This window comes from Streptomyces sp. RK9 (assembly GCF_045070545.1).
Classification (GTDB): Bacteria; Actinomycetota; Actinomycetes; order Streptomycetales; family Streptomycetaceae; genus Streptomyces; species Streptomyces alboflavus.
The window spans coordinates 4688057-4706602 of sequence record NZ_CP173703.1; the positions used below are offsets into that span (position 1 = coordinate 4688057).

The window sequence follows — 18546 nt, forward strand, 5'->3', positions numbered from 1 at the left end:
ACGTTAGCGAGGACACAGAAAATTTGGCAGTGTTAGATTTTCCTCACACCTCGCACACATGTGCTGCCCTGTGAGCGTTCGCCGTCGTACGGTCACCACATGTCCGCAGACACCCCCGCGGCGGCCCCGCCCACGCTGCGCCAGCGACGTCGGGCCGCCGCCACCCAGGAGATCCTCGAGGCCGCCGAGGGTCACATCGCCGAGCACGGCCCCCACGCCATGTCCCTGCGCGCGATAGCGCGCAGCCTCGGCATGACCGTGCAGGCGCTCTACCACTACTTCCCGAACAGGGACGCCCTGGTGACGGCGCTCATCGCCAAGGCGTACGACGAGGTGGCCGAGGCAGTGCAGCAGGCCGTCGACGCCGCAGGGGACGACGCGGACGTGCCGCGATTCGTGATGGCGGCCGAGGGCTACCGCCGCTGGGCCGTCGCCCACCCGGAGAAGTTCCAGCTCCTCTACGGCGCGCCCCTGCGCGACTACGCGGCGCCCGCCGAGGGCCCCACCACCCGGGCGGTGCGCCGCATGAGCGCGATCTTCCAGGCCACGCTGTTCGACGGCTTCACCTGGGAACAACTCGCCGAGGCCGACACCCCCGCGCTCTCGCCCTCGCTCCGGGCGTTCATGGGGCACCTCCCTCCGGACGGCATGGGTGACCTGCCGCCCGCGGCGACGTCCCTGCTCCTGAGCGGCTGGGGGCACATGGCGGGCCTCGTCGTCCTGGAGGTCTTCGGGCACATGCAATTCCTGGGCGAGCACCAGGAGGAGATCTTCCGGCTCTCGATGCGGAACCTGCTCGCTGATGTGCACCGCCGAATACCGGCAGCGGAGTCGGCTGCGGAAGCAGGCGCATAACGCCAACTCGTATTCTCGCGGGCATAAGTTCTGTTGATGGATTCAAGAAGTATTCGTGCAGGGCGGTGATGGCCGCTCCGGAGTTACTGTTCTCGTACCGCACCACATTTTCTTCCACGGGGGAATGTGGTGCGTCCAGAATTCCGGCTGCGATTCTCGGGCAGAGGAGTCCGCCTGTGAGCACCAACCCGTTCGACGACGAGTCCGGTGTCTTCCTCGTCCTCGTCAACGCCGAGGGGCAGCACTCGCTGTGGCCGTCCTTCATCGGCATCCCCGACGGCTGGCGTGGCGTCTTCGGCCCGGACGACCGCCGCAACTGCATGGCCTACATCGAGCGGGACTGGACCGACCTGCGACCCGGGAGTCTCCGCGAGACCATGCCCAGATCACCTGCATAAAAACGGATATGCCCTGTCCTGCCAACGGGACGGATGCCGCAGAACGGGTGTGTCCGCCCCCGGGGGACTACACGGGCCGCGGCACCGCGAAGGGATAGGCGGCGAGGGCTGCGCGGATGGACTCCAGGGCGCCGTGGGCGTACTCCTGCGGGACCCGCGGCGAGAGCGCCAGAGCCGTGGGCACGGGGCCCGGGGGCTGCGGGAGGGCCGGGTGGACCGCGGTGGGCAGCCCCCACACCTCGTCGGCGTTGGCCACGAGGCATGCGATGCCGAGGCCCGCGTGGAGGGCGGCGCGCAGCCCGATCAGTTCGGCACCCTCGTACGTGCTCGTCCACGGCACCCCGGCGTCGTGGAGGGCGTTCAGCGCGAGGCCGCGCAGGGTGCACGGCTCGGTGAACAGGACGAGGGGCAGGGGCGCGCCGTGCCCGACCGCGGGCCGGCCGAACCAGGCCAGCTCGATGGCTCCCAGCTCCTGGACGCGGTAGGCCGGGCCGGGCGACGGGTCGATCAGGAGGGCGAGGTCGAGGCTGCCGGTGGCCACCTGTTCGGCGAGCGTCTCGCTGGGCCCGGTCCGCAAGGTGATGCGGGACTCGGGCGCCTGACGCTTGAGCCCGCGCAGAATCGCCGGCAGGGCCTCGCTGAACTGGTCGGATATGCCGATCGCGACACGCAGTCCTTCGCGGGGCGTGGTGAAGCGGGCGACCGCCTCGTCGTTGAGCGACAGCATCTTGCGCGCATAGGCGAGCAGTTCCTGGCCCGCCGGGCTGAGCCGTAAATTCCGTCCCGTGGCGGCGAAGACGGGCTCCTTGAGGAACGAGTCGAGGCGCCGCATCTGCTGGCTCACGGCAGGCTGGGTCAGATGCAGCGCCTCCGCCGCACGGCTGAAGCCGCCCAGGTCGACGATGGCCGCCAGGGTCCGCAGCGTGCCGATCTGCAGGTCGCGATTCACCCGTCCCCCTCGCTCAGTCCGGGCGCGTTCGTTCCTGCCGACGCTCCGGTGTCGACTCGCGTGCGATGGTCTGCCCTACCCATCCCACACGAGTCGACGTCCCCCGATGCCGGGGACTTTAGGCAGCCCCAAATGCGGGTGTCAACTGGCGTAGGATGCAGCGAAGTTCAGGATCCACATGAGTCAGGATCCGTATGGGCCAGACCCACAGGAGCAGAGGCCGTAGCGGGCCCGACGGGATGGAGGCGTGGTCGTGACCGGTGCACCCGACGCGGCAGGCACGTTGGCGGCCAAGCTCGACCACCTCTTCGCCTCGGTCGTCCCGGCGGGCCGTGCCCCCTACAGCTCGGAGGAGGTCGCGCGCGCCATCACGGCGGAGGGCATCCCGATCTCCGGGAGCTACATCTGGCTGCTGCGCAGAGGCCAACGCGACAATCCGACCCTGCGTCATATCGAGGGACTGGCACGCTTCTTCGGCGTTCCGCCCGCCTACTTCTTCGACGACGACGTGTCCCGGAAGGTCGAGGCCGACCTCAAGCTGCTCTCCGCGCTGCGGGACGCCCAGGTGCAGCAGGTGGCTCTGCGCACGGTGGGGCTGTCCCCGCAGACGCTCAGCTCCATCAACGAAGTGATCGAGCGGGTGCGGGAACTCGAAGGACTCCCGCGCGACCCGGACCAGGGGCGGCCATCGCCGTCGCGGGACACCACGGCACCACAGGACACCTCGGAGTCCTGAGGGCGGCGCCACCGCGGACTTCAATCGAATCGGGGGAAAGCAAAGTTGAGTTCACGAGCGCTGAACCGCCGATGCCGCGCTCTCGTCCGTGGCCTCGCCATCACCGCACCGCTGACGATCCAGGACCTCTGCGACCGCGTGGCCCACCACACCGGCCGCCCGATCCACCTCGCGCCGGTCTCCCTGCCGCCGGGCGGGCCGTACGGCCTGTGGGTCGCGGCAGCAGGCACCGACTACATCTTCTACGAGCAGGAGACCAGCCCGCTGCACCAGGAGCACATCATCGCCCACGAACTGGGCCATGTGCTGTGCGACCACCAGCCCAGCGGCGAGGCCGGCCATGAGGCCTCCCGCGCCGTCCTGCCCACCCTGGATCCCGGGATGGTGCGGCGTGTGCTCCAGCGCTCGCACTTCAGCAGCGTGGAGGAACAGGAGGCCGAGGTGATCGCCTCCCTCATCCTCCAGGAAGTCCACCGCAGGACCCGGGAACCCACCTGGACGGTGCCCTCCGGCTCCGCCGACGTCATCGAGCGCCTCGACCGCTCGCTGCGGCACGCCCCCGACGAGCCGCGGTGAACGCGTACGCGCTCCACTCGGTGGGCGCCACCGCCGCCTGGCTCGCGTTCGGCTACAAGCTCACCGCCCTGCGCAAGGCACCCCGCGACTACGCACTGGTCGCCCTGTGCGGCACGCTCCTGTTCTCCGCCATCTCCTACACCGTCGCCCACCCCCGGGTGTACGTCCCCGTCGACCGGCTCCTCGGCTTCCCCAACGCCGCGGCCCTGGTCGCGATGGGCTGCGTCGTGCTCGGCCTGGCCGGCCAGCAGTTCGTCCTCACCTTCTGGGCCCACCCGCACGCCGTCGCCCGCCGCAGGGCGCGGCCCCGTGTGCTCGCCGCCGCGGTCGTCCTCCTCGCGCTCCTCACGCTCTTCCCGCTGGCCGAGCCGTCCGAGCAGCGCCCGAAGGACTTCGCGCTGTACTACCTGGACAACCCGCCGTTCGCCGCCTTCCTCTCGATCTACTTCCTGTACTTCATCTGGGGCGAGGTCGCCGTCGCGCGGATGAGCCACGCCTACGCCAAGGTCTCCCACCGCCTGTGGCTGCGGCGCGGCCTGTACCTCGTCGCCCTCGGTTCCTGGCTGACCCTCTCCGTCAGCCTGAGCCGCGCCTTCGGCATCGCCCTGGCAGCCCTGTCGGTGGACCTGGACGCGGTGGAGCCCGCCCTGCGCGTGCTCGGGGACCTCGGCGCGCTGATCATGTACGTCGGCTGGACCCTGCCCGGCTGGGGCCCGATCCTCGGCGCCCCCGGCCGACACCTGCGCGCCCGGCGCCAGTACCGGCGGCTGCGCCCCTTGCGCAACGCGCTGCACGAGTTCGCCCCCACCATCGAACTGCCCGCCTACGCCGACGGGTTCTGGCACCGGCTGCGCCCCTCCCACCTGGAGTTCCAGGTCTACCGCCAGGTCATCGAGATCCGCGACTGCCAGCTGGCGCTGCGCCCGTACGCCGACCCGGGCGCCGTCCGCGTCGCCGGAGAGCTGGGCCGTGCGGCCGGACTCGGCGCCCGCCAGGTCCTGGCGGTGCAGGAGGCGACCCGGCTCGCCTCCATGGTCCGGTCCTGCCGCCGGCGCACGGTTCCCGATCACCAGGGCGCGCCGCCCACCGCCACGGGTCCCGAGGGCTCCGGGCTCGCCGACGAGATCGACTGGCTGGTCACGGTGGCGGAGGCCATGGAGCGCAGCCCTCAGGTCGCCGCCGCCCTGGCCGCGAGCCGGGCGGCCGATCGGACCGGCGTCCGGAGCGACGTCACGCAGTGACGTCGAGCGGCGGGTGCTCGAGCACGCGGGGCCTGTACTCGACCAGCTGGATGCGGCCGTCGAACGTGCGGTGCTCGGTCATGTCGAGGGCAACGTCCGGATAGCCGTCGTAGATCCGCTCCTCACCCGTGGCCCCGGTGATCACCGGGAACATCACGACCCGGAAGCGGTCGACGAGTCCGGCCTTCAGCAGGGACCGGGACAGGGCGAGGCTGCCGATCGTGCTGAGGAGACCCGAGCCGTTCGCCTTCATGGCGCGGACCGCCTCGACGGCGTCGTCGCGGACGAGCGTGGAGTTGGCCCACGTCAGCGGCTCCTCGAGGGAGGAGGAGAACACCACCTTGGGAGCCTGCGTGAGCTCGTCGACGGACGCCTCCTCCTCGGGCCTGAACTCGTCCTGTCCGTCCGGGACCTCGCCCGCGGCGAAGCCCGACATCAGGCGGTAGGTGTTCGCTCCCATCAGATAGGTGACCTCGGGCTGCTCACCGAGCCATGCGAGGTACTCCGGACCTTCCAGGCCCCAGAACCCGGGCCATCCCTTTCCCGACGCGTGGCCGTCGAGGGAGGTGATGAAGTCGACGAGAAGTTCCGACATGGCGATGTCCTTTCCTGGGTGTCACGAGCTTGGACGCTCCGGGAGTCACAAACTCATCGGCCGCGCCGTGTCGCGGCAGCTCTTGCGCCCCTGCGGCACCTCGATGCATGCGCTACGAGCGTTTGACCGCCCTTCGAGGAAGAGCTGCGGATGACCGAGAACCCGTCTGTGCCCGCGCCGCGCGACGTGGTCGGCGGCGCGCTCACGTTCTCGTGGCCCGATACGGAGTGGGACCACCTCTACAAGACCCGGATGGAACTGAGCATCGACGACACGTGACCCGGAGCGACCCGCACAGGGCGCTGCCGGAGCGGGCCCGCGTTGCCCTCCTGTCGTTCGGCCCGTGTTCGATCGCTCCTGACGTATGGCAGGGCGAGGCGTGCACCGCCAGGCTGTGCGGAGGTCCGGTGAGACGGTGTCGGGGGTTTGCATGGTGTGGTGCTTGCGGGGACTCTTCTCCGTGCTCCTGGTCGGGCTCCTCTCCGGCTCCGTGGTGGCAGAGGCGTACGCTGTGGTGTCGTCGTCGGCATCCGATGCCTCCTGCGACGCTCGCGGGCTGCGCACGGCGACTGTCGAGGCACATCTGCGCATCGACGATGAGAACCGCACCTACGCCAAGGCCTCCGCCACCACGACGCTCACGGTCCCCATGTCCTGGAAACCGGCTGCGCACCTGCTGCTCAGCACCGGATCCGACAGCTACCGGCGGGCCATGCGCTGCCTGGCCAGGGGAGACCACGGCGGCGTGGAGACCCGCTGGGAGGAGTGGCGGGTCAAGGACCCCGCGGTGAAGCCCGCGACCGCCCCCTCCGGTGAGGAGTCGTCCCGCAAGCGGTGGTTGGAGGTCCGCCTGTCCGCCCACGCCTGGGTCGCCCAGCGCGGCACCGTCGCGGTGGGGCCCTGGACCGTGGAGGTGAGCAGGACCCGCTGGGACGTCCGTCTCACCCCGCCCGACACCTTGGAGCAGGCGCGGTGGCGCGAGGTCGCCGTGGACCCCGGCCGCCCCGGCGCCCGCTCGGCCGAGCCCCGTGCCACCACGAAGGAGGACGGCGGGGCGCTGGTGTGGCGGAGCACCCGCGTGGGCGATCCGGTCGAGGCCGCGGCCCTCGGCGCCGTGCTCGGCGTCGCGCGCCCCGCCGGGGAGCCGCTGCTCGTCGGCTCCGTACTCGTGCCCCAGGGAGCCCCATCGGTCGAGGTCGGGATCGAGCCCGCCTGGCCCCGAGCCTTCTCGGCCCTGGACGACTCGCCGCCGTACGTGGTGTACAGCGCCGTGGGCGGCTCGCTCTGGCTGATCGCCGCCGTCGTGGCGGTGTGGTGCGCGCTGACCGTGCGGCCCCGGCACGGCGTGCCGGACCCCGTCGAGGGCAAGGCCGTCACCAACCTGCGGAACTGGAGCCTGACCCTGCTCGGCGTCGCGCTCACCGTCCAGGGCCGCGACGTGTACCTCGCTGCGGCCGGTGCCTTCGAGAACACACCGGACTGGGCGCGCAACGCGGCGTACGCCCCGTACGCCTGGCTGACCTCCGCCGTGGCCGGAGCGCTGCTGCTGTGCTTCGCCCGGCCGCCCCGCGCCGTGGCCCTGCTCGGTGCCGCGCTCGGGGTGGGCGCCGCCGTGCCCGGCCTGCTGTCCGGCGCGGTCGGGCTGGACCCGGAACGGTTCGTGCAGCCGCCCGGCCCCGGGTACGTGACCGTGGGCGTCGTCTGGGGCGCCACCGTCTGCTCGTTCGCCCTGCCGCTGCTCGGCGGCGCGCTGGCGGTGCGTCGGGTGGCCGTGGACGGCGGCCTGTGGCGGCCGCGACGCCAACGCCCCCGTACCTGGCTGCTGTTGGCCGGGGTCGGCGCCGTCGTCACACTCATCGGCGGCTGCTACGCGGCGGCCGTCGAGCGGGACTGGAACCGCGCCAGCTGGCTCTCCCCACGCGTGGATCCGCCGAGCGTGGTCATCAACGACTCCGGAGCCGTCGCTCGGGAATGGGGCTACGGCGCCTGGCACCAGGCCGAGCTGCGCAGCAGCCTGCTGTGGTTCACCGAAACCTCCCAGTGGTGGTGGTTCGGGATGTGGTGGGTGCTCACCGGTCTGGCCGTCCTGGCCGTGCTGCGCAGCCGGGCCGTGCGGACCGCGCGGGCCACCACGCTGGCGCGGCGCGGCCCCAAGGCCGTGGACCGGTTGCTGCTCCTCCTGCTGTTCCCGGTCATGGCCGCGATGGACATCGGCGTGTACACGGGCAGTGAGGCCGTCGCGTGGGCGTGGTTCTTCCTCAACTTCTGCGCGCTCGCGGGCACCCTGCGCCTGACGGGGCCCCGCGCGGTCCCCGCCCGGCCGCTCAGCGGGTCAGGGGAGCCGCTCGCCACGACGCTGTCCGCCACCCACCGCACCCGGCTCCTGGACCGGGCCCGCCGCTACCGGGAACTGCACGCCGGGCTGCGTGGCGCGGCCGGACAGACCGACGAGGACACGGCGGCACGCCGCGACATGGAGACCCTGCTGCGCCGCCTGCATCGCTGGCGCGCGTCGACGGGGAGCCCCGACCGGCTGCCCCGCGACGTCTCCGTGGTCGATGCCGCCCTCGCGCTGGGGCCCTGCGACACGTGGTGGGAGAACGGGGTGCGGGCGGCCCGCTTCACCCAGCCGGTCGCCCTGGCGTTCAGCGCCGTCCTGGTCTGGGACAAGCAACTCCGCGGCGAGGCCCTGACCAACACCCTGCACGACCGGATCGGGCTGCCGGACGTGGTCACCCAGTTTGTGCTGTGGCAGATCGGGTACGCGGCGGCCGGATTCCTCCTGGGCGCGCTGTGGCAGGAACTCCCCGGTCGGCGCGGCCCGGCCAAAGCCCTCGCGCTCGCCGTCGCCTACGCCCTGCCGATCGGCGTCTTCGCCCTCGGCAACTGGAGCCTGGGGGAGGAACAGACGACCCTCGCCTTCGCCGCGGCGTCCATGCTGCTCATCCTGACCCTGACCGGCGTCCGGATGGACGTGGAGACGTTCCGCAGTGAGCTTCTGCCCGGACGCGGCAGCCTGAGCCTGCTGCCGGTGGTGTACCAGACGCGCTATCTGTCCATCCAGTTCGCCTGGGTCCTCGCGCAGGCCGCGGCCATCGCGACGATCGTGCAGTTCTTCGCGGACAACGGCGGCCCGCCCTGGATGTTCCCCGGCGTCAGCCCTTGAGCCCCGCTTCCGCCCGGAGGCGAGGTGTGCGCCGGGCGCCGGGGCACAGGAGGGGGTTCAAGGACAGGCTCCTATGCTGGGCGCCCACAGGCGGTGGTGCTCGCGTCGACGGCCGGTGCCGGGCGGGCGTGAGCGCCGGATGGGGGAGTGGTCGATGCCAGGGCCGAACAGGTCGACGAGCGCGGCGTACAAGGGAGTTCCGGTCGGACGGCGTGCGGTGGTGCGCGGGGCGGCGCTCCTCGTGCCCGCCCTGGTCGGGGCCACCGCATGCGGCCCGAAGAAGTCGGAGCACCGCTCGGACAGCGAACTGCACGACCGGATCCACGAGTTGGTCACCGCCGAGCTGCCGAAGGGTCCTGGCGTCACCGTCCTCGCCGCGAGCGAGTCCGGCGTCGTGTACAGCGAGAGCTTCGGGTTCGCCGACCGCGCACGCGGCATCCGGTGCGGTCGCGACACGGTGTACGACATCGCCTCCAACACCAAGCAGTTCACCGCGGCCGCCGTCCTGAACCTGGAGACGGCGGGCCGCCTCCACGTACGCGACCACCTCGGCGACCTGCTCCCGGGACTGCCCCCGCACCTCCGCCCTCTGACGGTGCATCAACTCCTGTCGCACACCTCGGGCCTGCCCGAGTTCCTGCCCGACCGCTACGGCGACGACTACACCCCCCTGACCCGCGCCGAGATGCTCCGGGCCCTGACCCGGACCGAGCTGCGCTCCCGCCCGGGCCGCGCCTTCCACTACTCCAACCTGGGATACAGCCTGCTCGCCGCGATCGTCGAGGAACGGTCGGAGCTGCCGTACGAGCAGTTCCTCGCCGACCGCCTCTTCCACCACGCGGGCCTGGAGAGGACCGGCTACGTCCGGCCGCGATGGCCCCGGCGGAGCATCGCCGTCGAGTACGACGAGCAGGGCAAGCCCGCGGGCCGCCCGGACGAACAGCCCTGGGCGTCCGACGGACCGCACTGGAACCTGCGGGGCAACGGCGGCATGCTCTCGACGGCGACGGACCTGTTCCACTGGCACGTCGCCCTGAACGGCCACGAGGTCCTCTCCGCCGACGCGCGCCGCAAGATGTTCACCCCGCACGCGTCCGCGACCGAGGACGCCGAGGGCGGACCCGCGTACGGCTACGGCTGGGCCCTGGAGCCCGGCACCGGCGAACGGCGCGTCGCCTGGCACACCGGGCAGAGCCAGGTCGGCGGCTCCTACTCGGAGATCGTGCGCTCCGTCGACGGGCGGGCCCTGGTGGTGATGGCCACCAACTACAGCACCGGCAAAGGGACATGGGCGCTCGCCGAACTCGAACTGGCCCGCGCGATCGTCGACCTCGTCCTGGAGGACTGACGGCAGGTCGCAGGGGCGTGAAGTCGGCCACGGAGTGCGGGGATCGGGAGCGGTCGGGTCAAGATCCTCAGGGTTACAGGTCTGTCCCGGAGGGCGGCATGCTCGAACTGGCGCCCACAGATGCTCGGAACCGGGGCGCCGACCGCTCGGCTGCGTGCCCCGAGGTGCACGACTCGCCGCGAGCAGGCCCCCGTATCCCTTGCTGGAGGGCGGAAGGGCAGGATCCGGCACCGGTGCCCGAAGGGGCAGGCGCGGACTGAGCGCGCCCCGAGGTGGTGCGCCTCGTCCCTCGCGATGCGTGTAACAGGGATGTATTAGCGGGCGGTTGGGATGAACGCGGCTTCGAGCCGGGCGGCTCATGCAGGTCAGCAAGGCCCGCTCGCACCGGCTCGTACGACCCGGAGCGGGCGGCCGACACCCCAACCGATCCTGAGGAAGAAACGATGCGCGTTCACAAGCTCACCTTCGCCGCCCTGGCCGTTGCCGCGACTCTCTCGCTCTCGGCCTGCAACGACGGTGACGACTCGGCAGGGGACTCCCCGTCGCCCGAGTCCACCGCGTCGTCCTCGCCCGGTGGTTCGGGCTCGGGCGGTTCGGACCAGGAGGGCGGGAAGGACTCCGACGGAAAGGACTCCGCGGGGCAGAGCTCCGGCGGGCAGGGAGCGGCCACCGGCGGCGGCTCCGACACCGGTGCCAAGGTCGGCAAGTGCCGTACCGACGAACTGGACATCACCGCGACGGACAGCACCGTCGACGGCGACACCGAGGGCACGGTCGCGGTGACGTTCAAGAACGGTTCCGGCAAGGACTGCGCCCTGAACGGATTCGCGGGCGTCGACCTGAAGACCAGCGAGGGGGACCTGTCCGCCACGCGCAGCGGCCAGTCGAGCCCGATGACGCTCAAGGACGGCGACGAGGTGTCCTTCGGCGTCACCTACCCGGTCAACGACTCGGGCGGCTCCGGCGTCAGCGTCTCGGCCATCGTGGTGACCCCTCCCGGCGAGACGAAGTCGTTCTCCATGGAGTGGCCGGGCGCCGCCACCCTGCCCGTCACCGAGGGCGGGGGCACCCCCGTCAAGGTCGGCCCGATGGGCAGCGCCGGGCAGGGCGGGGCGAACTGACCCGCTGACAGAGGCCGAGCGGGAACGACGACGGGGGGACGCGGGGGACCGGGTGTATCGCGGGCGTATCGAAAAGCGCATACGCCACGGCGACAGCCCCCTGTCTTCCATAGGCGCAGGGACCACGGCGGTCCCTGCCGAGGGCGGCAGCCCCGGCTCCGGATGGTGATCACGAAACGGAGCACGTCGTGCCGTATGGGAACGTTCGTCCGTCGCTGAGCAGGGCCGGTCTGGCCGCCGGTGTCGCCCTGCTGATGCTGGCCCCCGCCGGGCCCGCCGCCGCTGCCCCGGCGCGGGTCGGCAGCGTGCAGAAGGCGATGGAGGAACTGGCCAGGACCCCTGGGGTCGTGGGGGTTGTCGGCGGGGCCTATGTCGACGGGAGGTCCGTCGGGCTCGGCAGCGCGGGGTCCCGGTTGCTGGACGGCAAGGGCGGGAAGATACCCCCGGACTCCCGCTTCCGGATCTGGTCGCAGACCAAGCAGATGGTCGCGACCGTGGTGCTGCAGCTCGTCGATGAGGGCGAGTTGGGCGTGGACGACAAGCTCGGCGACCTCCTTCCAGTGGTGGTGAAGAAGGACCTGGTGCAGCGGGCCGACGAGGTCACGGTGCGGCAGCTGCTCCGGCACACGTCCGGCATTCCCGACTGGTACGCGGACAAGCCGAACCCGGACGGGAGCGAGGGCGCCCCCGCGTTCGACGTCTTCGACTTCACGACCCCCTACCGGCCGCTGGACCTGGTGGGGTGGAGCCGCGGCCGGCCCCGGACCGGCGATCCGGGTGAGAAGTGGTCGTACTCCAACACCAACTACACCCTCCTCGGCATGGTCATCGAAAGGCTGACCGGCCATGACCTGGCCACCGAGCTGCACACGCGCCTGTTCGGCCCGCTCAGGATGACCAAGAGCTACCTCATGGTCGAACCGCCGGACGGCGTCAAGGGGCCGCACGGCCACGGCTATTACCCCGACGCCGACGGCACCCCGCGCGACGTGGACCGGTTCAACGCGGGCCTCGCCGGGGCGGGGGCCGGAGGGGTGGTCTCCACCGCGCACGACGTGAGCGCCTTCAACCGGGCGTTCACGCAGGGCAAGCTCCTGCCGCCGGAACTCCAACGCATTCTGACCGACCGGCTGCCCAGCGCGCCGCGCTCCCGTGGCGAGGGCCGCGGCCGTTGCGGCGACGACCTCTACATCACGGGCGGGTCGGCCCCCGGCTCCATCGCCATGACCTTCTACTCGGAGGACGGCCGCCGCCAGTTCGCGATGTCGTTCACCCTGAGCGTCAGACCGAGCGCCGTGGAGGTCGACGCGGGCAAGGCCGTGGAGAGCGTCTTCTGCCCGTCCGCCTGAGCGGCGGAGCCGCGGCCCTCGGACCTGACGGCGGCTCCGTCACCGCACGGATCCGATCCGGACGAACTCGGCGCCTGGAGCCACCTCGTGTGCCCGACCGGCTGGAGCCCGCGGCGGCTTCCCGCTTCAATGGGACAGGGGCGGAGTCCCGGACGCCACGCAGAGGGCCGCGGCGGGTGCGCCCCGCGTCACAAGCCGCAGTCCGCAGTCCGCAGTCCGCACGCCGCACGCGCCACGCTTCGCGCACCATCGACGATCCGCCAGATCCCTTACGGGCCCGCCCTACCCGCTCACTTCGACGGGGAGAAACCACCGTGAAGGCCATCGTGCAGAACGTCTACGGCTCCGCGGACACGCTTCACGTACGGGACGTCGACCGGCCCACCCCCGCCGAGGGCGAGGTCCTGGTGCGCGTGCACGCCGCGGGGGTCGGCCCCGACGTCCTGCACGTCATGACCGGGCTGCCCGTGATGGTCCGCCCGTTCTTCGGACTGCGGAGGCCCAGGAACCCCGTACGGGGGTGGGACGGCGCGGGACGCGTCGAGGCGGTCGGCGCGAAGGTGACGGGCCTCGCACCCGGCGACGCGGTGTACGGGCACCTCGACGGCTCCTTCGCCGAGTACGCGCTCGCCAAGGCCGAGAAGATCGCCCCCAAGCCCGCGAACGTCACCTTCGTGCAGGCTGCCGCCGTGCCCGTCTCCGCCGTCACCGCCTTGCAGGCCCTGCACACCAAGGCGGGACTGCGGGCCGGCCAGCGGGTCCTGGTCATCGGCGCGTCGGGCGGGGTGGGCAGCTTCGCCGTCCAGCTCGCCGTCGCCCACGGCGCGGAGGTCGTCGGCGTCTGCGGGGGCCGCGCGGCCACGTTCGTGCGCTCCCTCGGCGCCAAGACCGTCCTCGACTACGCCCGCCAGGAGATCACCGACACCCCGCACCGCTACGACGTCGTGGTCGACGCCGCCGGGAACCGCCCCCTGCCCGTGCTGCGCCGCGCCCTCGCTCCGCGCGGCACTCTCGTACGCGTCGGCGGCGAGGGCGGCAGCCGCTGGTTCGGCGACACCGGCACCCAGCTGCGGATGGCCCTGCTGACCCGTTTCGCACGCCACGACCTCCGCGGCCTGCTGGCCGTCGTACGCCGAGCCGACCTGGTCACCCTCACATCCCTGATCGAGAGCGGCACCATCACCCCGGTCGTCGACAGCACCTACCCCCTGGCCGAGGCCCCGGCAGCCGTCCGCCATCTGGAGCGCGGCCACCCCCGGGGCAAGGTCGTCCTGACCATGCCACCCGACGCCACCCCGCCCTGAGGCGACCCGACGCCACCCCGCCCTGAGGCGAGCGGAGCCTCAGGCGAACGGGTCGCCCGCCACCCCACTGAGCCGGACCAGACCGCTCTTGCCCTCGTCGACGACGCGCACGTACAGCGTGTAGGCCGAGCCGGTCTCCTCCGCCCTGGCCCGCGCCCAGGCCAGCACGTCCTCGACGTCGCCGCCCGTCACCTCGTACTCGTCCGACGCCGCCCGTGACCGGTCCCAGAAGTACGCCCGGTAGGTGGCGTCGTCGTGCTCCCAGACGGTGTCCCGCGGATCCACTGCTCGTACGTGCATGGGCCAACCGTATCGGCAGGGCTCGTGGGCGGGCTGAGGGCGGAGGCCGGTGCTCCGGTGCCGAGAGCCGGACGCGCTAAGCCTTCGGGCCCGGCTTCCACTCCTCGGCGAGCAGCCCGAGCAGCACCTCGTCCAGGAACTCGCCCATCACCCAGGCCGAGGAGCGCAGCACGCCCTCGCGGACGAAGCCGTTGCGTTCGGCGGCGCGGAGCATCGCGGCGTTGTCGGCCAGTGTCTCGATCTGGACCCGCCGCAGGCCGCGCACGGTGAAGGCGTAGTGGCACAGCACCGCGACCACGTCGGTGCCGTAGCCCCTGCCGCGGGAGGACGGCAGCAGGGTCACGCCGATGTGCGCGGAGCGGTTGTGGTGGTCGATGTGCCACAGCTCCGCGGAGCCGACCAGCGTGCCGCTGTCCAGCTCCACCACGGAGAACGCGGCGAGCCGCTCGTCCTTGTCGTCCACGACGACCTTGGAGGCCGTGGAGCCGGGCGTGATCGGCCGCCACGGCCGGGTGTCGGCCCGCGAGTGGTTGGCCACGTCGTCGTACAGCTCGGCCTGAAGAATCGGGATGTCGTCCTCGTGCCGAGCCCGTAGCCCGACCTTGCCGCCCTTGAGCATGGACGTTTCCTATCCGACCGGACGACCAGCGGCAAACGAATATCCCGCCGTCGGCGCGCGGGTGGGGACGTGGCCGGTTTTCGGCCGAGCCTGGACAAACCTTGGACAAACCTTGAATCGCGCGGCCAGGGTGGGCGAGGAAGCACAGCGGTGCGCACGACGCAGGTCACGGGGGCAGGAGGTGCGGTGTGGCGACGGCCCGCTTCGTGGTGCTGGGAGACATCGAAGTCACCGAAGGCGACCAGCCGCTGAGCATCGGACACATGCGGCAGCGCGGGGTCCTCGCGGTGCTCCTCGCGGACGCCAACCACACGGTCTCCGTCGATCAGCTGGCCGACCGCATCTGGGGTGACCGACCCCCGCGACGGCTCCAGTCCACGCTCTACAGCTACCTGTCCCGACTGCGCCGGGCACTTCTCCGGTTGGAGAAGACCGGCGTGCGCATCGACAAGGAGCCGGGTGGATACCGGCTCACCGTCGACCCCGCGGCCGTGGACCTGCACCGGTTCCGCGACCTGGTCGCGCGGGCCAGGGCGACCGAGGACCGCGACCAGGCCGCGGATCTGCTCGCGCGGGCGCTCGGCCAGTGGCGGGGCGAGGCGTTCGCCGGCCTGGACACGCCCTGGTTCAACGCACTGCGCGACACCCTCGCCCGGGAACGCCTCGCCGCCGAGCTGGACCACAACGACCTCGCCCTGCAACAGGGCCGCCACGGCGAACTCCTCGCCGAACTGACCGCACGCGCCGAGGCGCACCCCCTGGACGAGCGCCTGGCCGGTCAGCTCATGCTCGCCCTGCACGGAGCGGGCCGCGCCGCCGACGCCCTCGGCCACTACCAGCGCGTCAGGGAACAGCTCGCCGACGAACTCGGCGTCGACCCCGGAGCCCCCCTGCGGGAACTCCACCAGCGCATCCTCACCGACGACCCGGAACTCGGCCTGCCCCGGCCACCGGGCGGCGCGGCGTCGCCCGCCGCCCCCGTGCCCCGCCAACTTCCGCTGTCCCCAGGCGTGTTCACCGGGCGCGGCGACGAACTCGACCAACTCACCAAGGCCCTCGGCGAGACCGTGGTGATCTCCGCGATCGGCGGGTCCGGCGGCGTCGGCAAGACCTGGCTGGCCGTGCGCTGGGCGCACGAGAACACCCACCGCTTCCCGGACGGGCAGCTGTACGTCAACCTCCGCGGCTTCGACCCGACGGCGGAGCCGATGCCCGTGTCCACGGCGGTACGCGGCTTCCTCGGCGCGCTCGGCGTCGACCCGGACGGCATCCCGCCGCACCTGGACGGACAGACCGCGCTCTACCGCAGCCTCGTGGCCGAGCGCCGCATGCTCGTCGTCCTCGACAACGCCCGCGACGCCGACCAGGTCCGCCCGCTCCTGCCGGGCAGCCCCGCCTGCACCGTCCTGATCACCAGCCGCAGCCGCCTGACCGCCCTCGTCGCCACCCACGGCGCCCGGCCACTGCCCCTGGACGTCCTCGACCGCGCCGCCGCGCACCAACTCCTCACCGGCCACCTCGGCATGCCCCGCGTCGCCGCCGAGCCCGAAGCCGTCAGCGCCCTGGTGGACCACTGCGCGGGACTGCCCCTGGCCCTGGGCATCGTGGCGGCCCGCGCCGCCACCCACCCCGACTTCCCGCTCGCCACCCTGGCCGCCGAACTCAGCGAGGCCACGGACCGCCTCGACGCCCTCTATGCCGGTGACCTCACCGCCAACCTGCGCACCGTCTTCGCCGCCTCGCACCACGCCCTCACCCCGCAGGCCGCGACCCTGTTCGTCCTCCTCGGCCTGGCCCCCGGGCCCGACATCAGCCTCGCCGCCGCGGCGAGCCTCGCGGCCGTGCCCGTGCCCCACGCCCGCACCCTGCTCGCCGAACTGGAGGGCGCCCACCTGGTGCGGCAGGACCGGCCCGGCCGCTATCACGTGCACGACCTGATCCGCCTGTACGCGTGCGAGATCGCCCACCAGCAGCTCGGCGAGGACGTCGAGCCCGCCCTGGACCGGCTCGTCGACTTCCACCTGCACACCGCGTACGCGGCCAACCGGCTCCTCGACGGCCCCCACACGCCGTTCATGGTCCAGCCGGAAGCTCCGCCGCCCGGCTGCGCCCCACAGACTCCGGCCGACTTCGCGGCGGCGCTGCGGTGGTTCGACGACGAACACGCCTGCCTGCTCGCCGTGCAGTCGCTCGCCCTGGCCACGGGTCGCCTCCGGCAGGTCTGGCAGCTGGCCTGGACCCTCATCTCGTACCACCAGGGCGGCTACCACCTGACGGAGTACCTCGCCGTCTGGCGCACGGCCCTCACGGCCGCCGAACAGCATGGAGAAACGCCCGCCCCTCAGGCGCTGGCCCACTGGCGTTACGGCCACGCCCGCTCCCTGAGCGGCGACCACTCCGCGGCCCTCGACCACCTGGGGCAGGCCCTCGTCCTGGCCGAGCGCACCCACGACATCGCGGGCCAGGCACACATCTGCCGCACCCTCGGCCGCGTCTGGGAGCAGAGCGGCGACGACGAGCGCGCCCTCGACCACGCGTTGCGCGCCCTCGCCCTGTACCAGCGCCTGGACAACCCGTTCTGGCAGGCCAACCAGCACAACGCCGTCGGCTGGATGCACGCTCAGCTCGCCCGGTACCCCGAGGCGCGCACCCACTGCGAGCAGGCGCTGCGTCTCTACGAGGAGCACGCGAGCCCCGCGGACGCGGCGTCCACCCTCGACAGCCTCGGCTACATCGCCCACCACTCCGGGCAACTCCCCGCGGCCCTCGCGTACTTCGAGCAGGCCCTGCCCCTGCTCCGGGAACGCTCCGACGCCTCGAACGAGGCCGACACCCTGGCGAACCTGGCCGAGACCCACCACGCCCTGGGCCACGCCACCGCGGCCCGCGAGGCGTGGCAACAGGCCCTGACGTTGTACGAGTCCCAGAACCGCCGCACTCAGGCCGAGCGGGTCCGGAACCGGTTGCGCTGAAGCGGCAGGAGCCGGGCGCCCCGCATCCTGCCGTTCCGCTACGGCCGTACCGCTGTCGCGTCGATCTCGAAGAGCATCCCCGGGAGCGCGAGGGCGGCGACACCGCTGAGGGTCTGGGCGGGAAGCCGGTCGCCGAAGCGCGCGTGCAGCACCTTGCCGAGGGCCGCCAGCTTCTCCATGTCGTGGTCGACGATGAAGCTGCCGAGCCGGACCACGTGCTCGTATCCGAGACCGACGCCCTCCAGCGCCGACTGGAGCCGGTCGAGGGCGAGTTCCACCTGGGAGGCGAAGTCGCCGGGAACGGGTGCGCCGGTGCTGTCGGAGGCGTACTGACCGGCGATGAAGACGAGTTCGCCGGGTGCCGAGACGGCGTGGCTGTAGCCGAACGGGGTCGGGTCGTGGAGGGTGGCCGGGTTGGTGATGGTGCGGTGATCATTAGTCATGTCTGCTCGAACGCGCGTGCAGGTCGAGTCATTCCTCGGTGAGCGACACGTGTTGTCACGGCAGGCGTTGTGCTCGTAGGACGGTGTCGTGGGTGTGGTGGGTGCCGGGGCGGCGCGCCGCGGTGACCTGCCAGCCACGCCGGGCCAGCCAGTGCGCGTCGGCCCCTTCACCGCATCCGACGTCGAGCGCCTGTCCCGGCGGCAGACCGACGGTCTCGGCCACGAGCACTCTGTTGGGGTTGCCGCTGAACACCTGCTTGCGGCTGCGATACATCTCGTCCCAGTGCTGGACCGTGCCGTACGGCTCGTCGCCGCTGCCGACCTCGGGATTTCGGGTCATCGTGACCACCTCCGCCGCGGCGTGACCCTGACGGCCCTGTCGGAGACCCCCGGCATCCCGATCAGCCCGCACTGGTTCGGCAACGCCGACGACCACCACGTCGAATTCCTCAGCATCCTCGGCCCCCAGGGCGAACGCGTCCACATCAAGGCCCGCTTCCGCCCCGACGACGACCGTCCCCTCTGATCAGCACCGGAGGCACGCGACTCGGGGCGCGATGACCACTCGGCCGGA

Annotated in this window: 18 protein-coding genes and 1 pseudogene; 13 read left to right on the plus strand and 6 right to left on the minus strand. The window is 72.0% G+C overall.

Annotated elements, in window-relative coordinates; translation table 11 throughout:
* Window positions 1-99 precede the first annotated feature (99 nt).
* The gene (locus tag AB6L24_RS19270) at window positions 100-855 is read left to right on the plus strand and encodes a TetR/AcrR family transcriptional regulator (protein WP_405656745.1); all 756 of its coding nucleotides are present in this window, start codon (window positions 100-102) and stop codon (window positions 853-855) included.
* 176 nt (window positions 856-1031) lie between these two features.
* The gene (locus AB6L24_RS19275; protein WP_405656746.1) at window positions 1032-1253 is read left to right on the plus strand and encodes an MbtH family protein; all 222 of its coding nucleotides are present in this window, start codon (window positions 1032-1034) and stop codon (window positions 1251-1253) included.
* 67 nt (window positions 1254-1320) lie between these two features.
* On the opposite strand, the gene AB6L24_RS19280 is transcribed toward AB6L24_RS19275, so the two are convergent.
* Window positions 1321-2202, minus strand: a complete 882-nt coding sequence (locus AB6L24_RS19280) for a LysR substrate-binding domain-containing protein (protein ID WP_405656748.1) — start codon at window positions 2200-2202, stop codon at window positions 1321-1323.
* Between the two features lie 253 nt (window positions 2203-2455).
* Here AB6L24_RS19280 and AB6L24_RS19285 point away from each other — a divergent pair, with 253 nt between their 5' ends.
* The 3 genes from AB6L24_RS19285 to AB6L24_RS19295 are packed head-to-tail and all read left to right on the plus strand — an operon-like array spanning window position 2456 to window position 4755.
* The gene (locus AB6L24_RS19285) at window positions 2456-2938 is read left to right on the plus strand and encodes a helix-turn-helix domain-containing protein (RefSeq protein ID WP_405656751.1); all 483 of its coding nucleotides are present in this window, start codon (window positions 2456-2458) and stop codon (window positions 2936-2938) included.
* A gap of 45 nt (window positions 2939-2983) precedes the next feature.
* On the plus strand, window positions 2984-3514 hold the full coding sequence (locus AB6L24_RS19290) for an ImmA/IrrE family metallo-endopeptidase (RefSeq protein ID WP_405656753.1): 531 nt from the start codon (window positions 2984-2986) through the stop codon (window positions 3512-3514).
* Window positions 3511-4755 (plus strand): MAB_1171c family putative transporter, encoded by a 1245-nt coding sequence (locus tag AB6L24_RS19295; protein WP_405656755.1) that lies wholly within the window; start codon window positions 3511-3513, stop codon window positions 4753-4755. The genes AB6L24_RS19290 and AB6L24_RS19295 overlap by 4 nt, the downstream gene beginning before the upstream one ends.
* On the opposite strand, the gene AB6L24_RS19300 is transcribed toward AB6L24_RS19295, so the two are convergent.
* Window positions 4745-5350 carry a dihydrofolate reductase family protein gene (locus AB6L24_RS19300; protein WP_405656757.1) on the minus strand — a complete coding sequence of 202 codons (606 nt, stop codon included), beginning with the start codon at window positions 5348-5350 and terminating at the stop codon, window positions 4745-4747. The genes AB6L24_RS19295 and AB6L24_RS19300 overlap by 11 nt on opposite strands.
* A gap of 150 nt (window positions 5351-5500) precedes the next feature.
* Between AB6L24_RS19300 and AB6L24_RS19305 the strand changes: the two genes are divergently transcribed.
* The 6 genes from AB6L24_RS19305 to AB6L24_RS19330 all read left to right on the plus strand — a co-directional run bounded on the left by AB6L24_RS19305 (window position 5501) and on the right by AB6L24_RS19330 (window position 13638).
* Entirely contained in the window at window positions 5501-5629 is a 129-nt protein-coding gene (locus tag AB6L24_RS19305) for a hypothetical protein (protein ID WP_405656759.1), read from the plus strand.
* Window positions 5630-5792: 163 nt separating this feature from the next.
* Window positions 5793-8516 (plus strand): DUF6185 family protein, encoded by a 2724-nt coding sequence (locus AB6L24_RS19310; protein ID WP_405656760.1) that lies wholly within the window; start codon window positions 5793-5795, stop codon window positions 8514-8516.
* A 154-nt stretch (window positions 8517-8670) separates the two neighbouring features.
* A complete protein-coding gene (locus AB6L24_RS19315; protein ID WP_405656763.1) occupies window positions 8671-9864 on the plus strand; it encodes a serine hydrolase domain-containing protein in 1194 nt (397 codons plus the stop codon).
* Window positions 9865-10307: 443 nt separating this feature from the next.
* Complete coding sequence (locus AB6L24_RS19320) at window positions 10308-10985, plus strand: DUF4232 domain-containing protein (protein WP_405656765.1); 678 nt, start codon at window positions 10308-10310, stop codon at window positions 10983-10985.
* 188 nt (window positions 10986-11173) lie between these two features.
* Window positions 11174-12334, plus strand: a complete 1161-nt coding sequence (locus AB6L24_RS19325; protein ID WP_405656766.1) for a serine hydrolase domain-containing protein — start codon at window positions 11174-11176, stop codon at window positions 12332-12334.
* Between the two features lie 314 nt (window positions 12335-12648).
* Window positions 12649-13638 (plus strand): NAD(P)-dependent alcohol dehydrogenase, encoded by a 990-nt coding sequence (locus tag AB6L24_RS19330; protein ID WP_405656768.1) that lies wholly within the window; start codon window positions 12649-12651, stop codon window positions 13636-13638.
* Window positions 13639-13677: 39 nt separating this feature from the next.
* Here AB6L24_RS19330 and AB6L24_RS19335 read toward each other — a convergent pair whose 3' ends face one another.
* Window positions 13678-13938 (minus strand): hypothetical protein, encoded by a 261-nt coding sequence (locus tag AB6L24_RS19335; protein WP_405656770.1) that lies wholly within the window; start codon window positions 13936-13938, stop codon window positions 13678-13680.
* Between the two features lie 76 nt (window positions 13939-14014).
* On the minus strand, window positions 14015-14557 hold the full coding sequence (locus tag AB6L24_RS19340; protein ID WP_405656772.1) for a GNAT family N-acetyltransferase: 543 nt from the start codon (window positions 14555-14557) through the stop codon (window positions 14015-14017).
* 188 nt (window positions 14558-14745) lie between these two features.
* Between AB6L24_RS19340 and AB6L24_RS19345 the strand changes: the two genes are divergently transcribed.
* Window positions 14746-17529, plus strand: a complete 2784-nt coding sequence (locus AB6L24_RS19345) for a BTAD domain-containing putative transcriptional regulator (protein WP_405656775.1) — start codon at window positions 14746-14748, stop codon at window positions 17527-17529.
* A 38-nt stretch (window positions 17530-17567) separates the two neighbouring features.
* Here the strand turns inward: AB6L24_RS19345 and AB6L24_RS19350 are convergent, their stop codons facing one another.
* Both AB6L24_RS19350 and AB6L24_RS19355 read right to left on the minus strand, forming a co-directional pair.
* Window positions 17568-17972, minus strand: coding sequence for a RidA family protein (locus AB6L24_RS19350; protein ID WP_405656777.1), 405 nt, complete (start codon window positions 17970-17972; stop codon window positions 17568-17570).
* A 118-nt stretch (window positions 17973-18090) separates the two neighbouring features.
* Window positions 18091-18312 (minus strand): annotated as a pseudogene (locus AB6L24_RS19355) (class I SAM-dependent methyltransferase); the annotation flags it as partial.
* A gap of 21 nt (window positions 18313-18333) precedes the next feature.
* On the opposite strand from AB6L24_RS19355, the gene AB6L24_RS19360 reads away from it, so the two are divergent.
* Window positions 18334-18498 carry a hypothetical protein gene (locus AB6L24_RS19360; protein WP_405657241.1) on the plus strand — a complete coding sequence of 55 codons (165 nt, stop codon included), beginning with the start codon at window positions 18334-18336 and terminating at the stop codon, window positions 18496-18498.
* Window positions 18499-18546 lie beyond the last annotated feature (48 nt).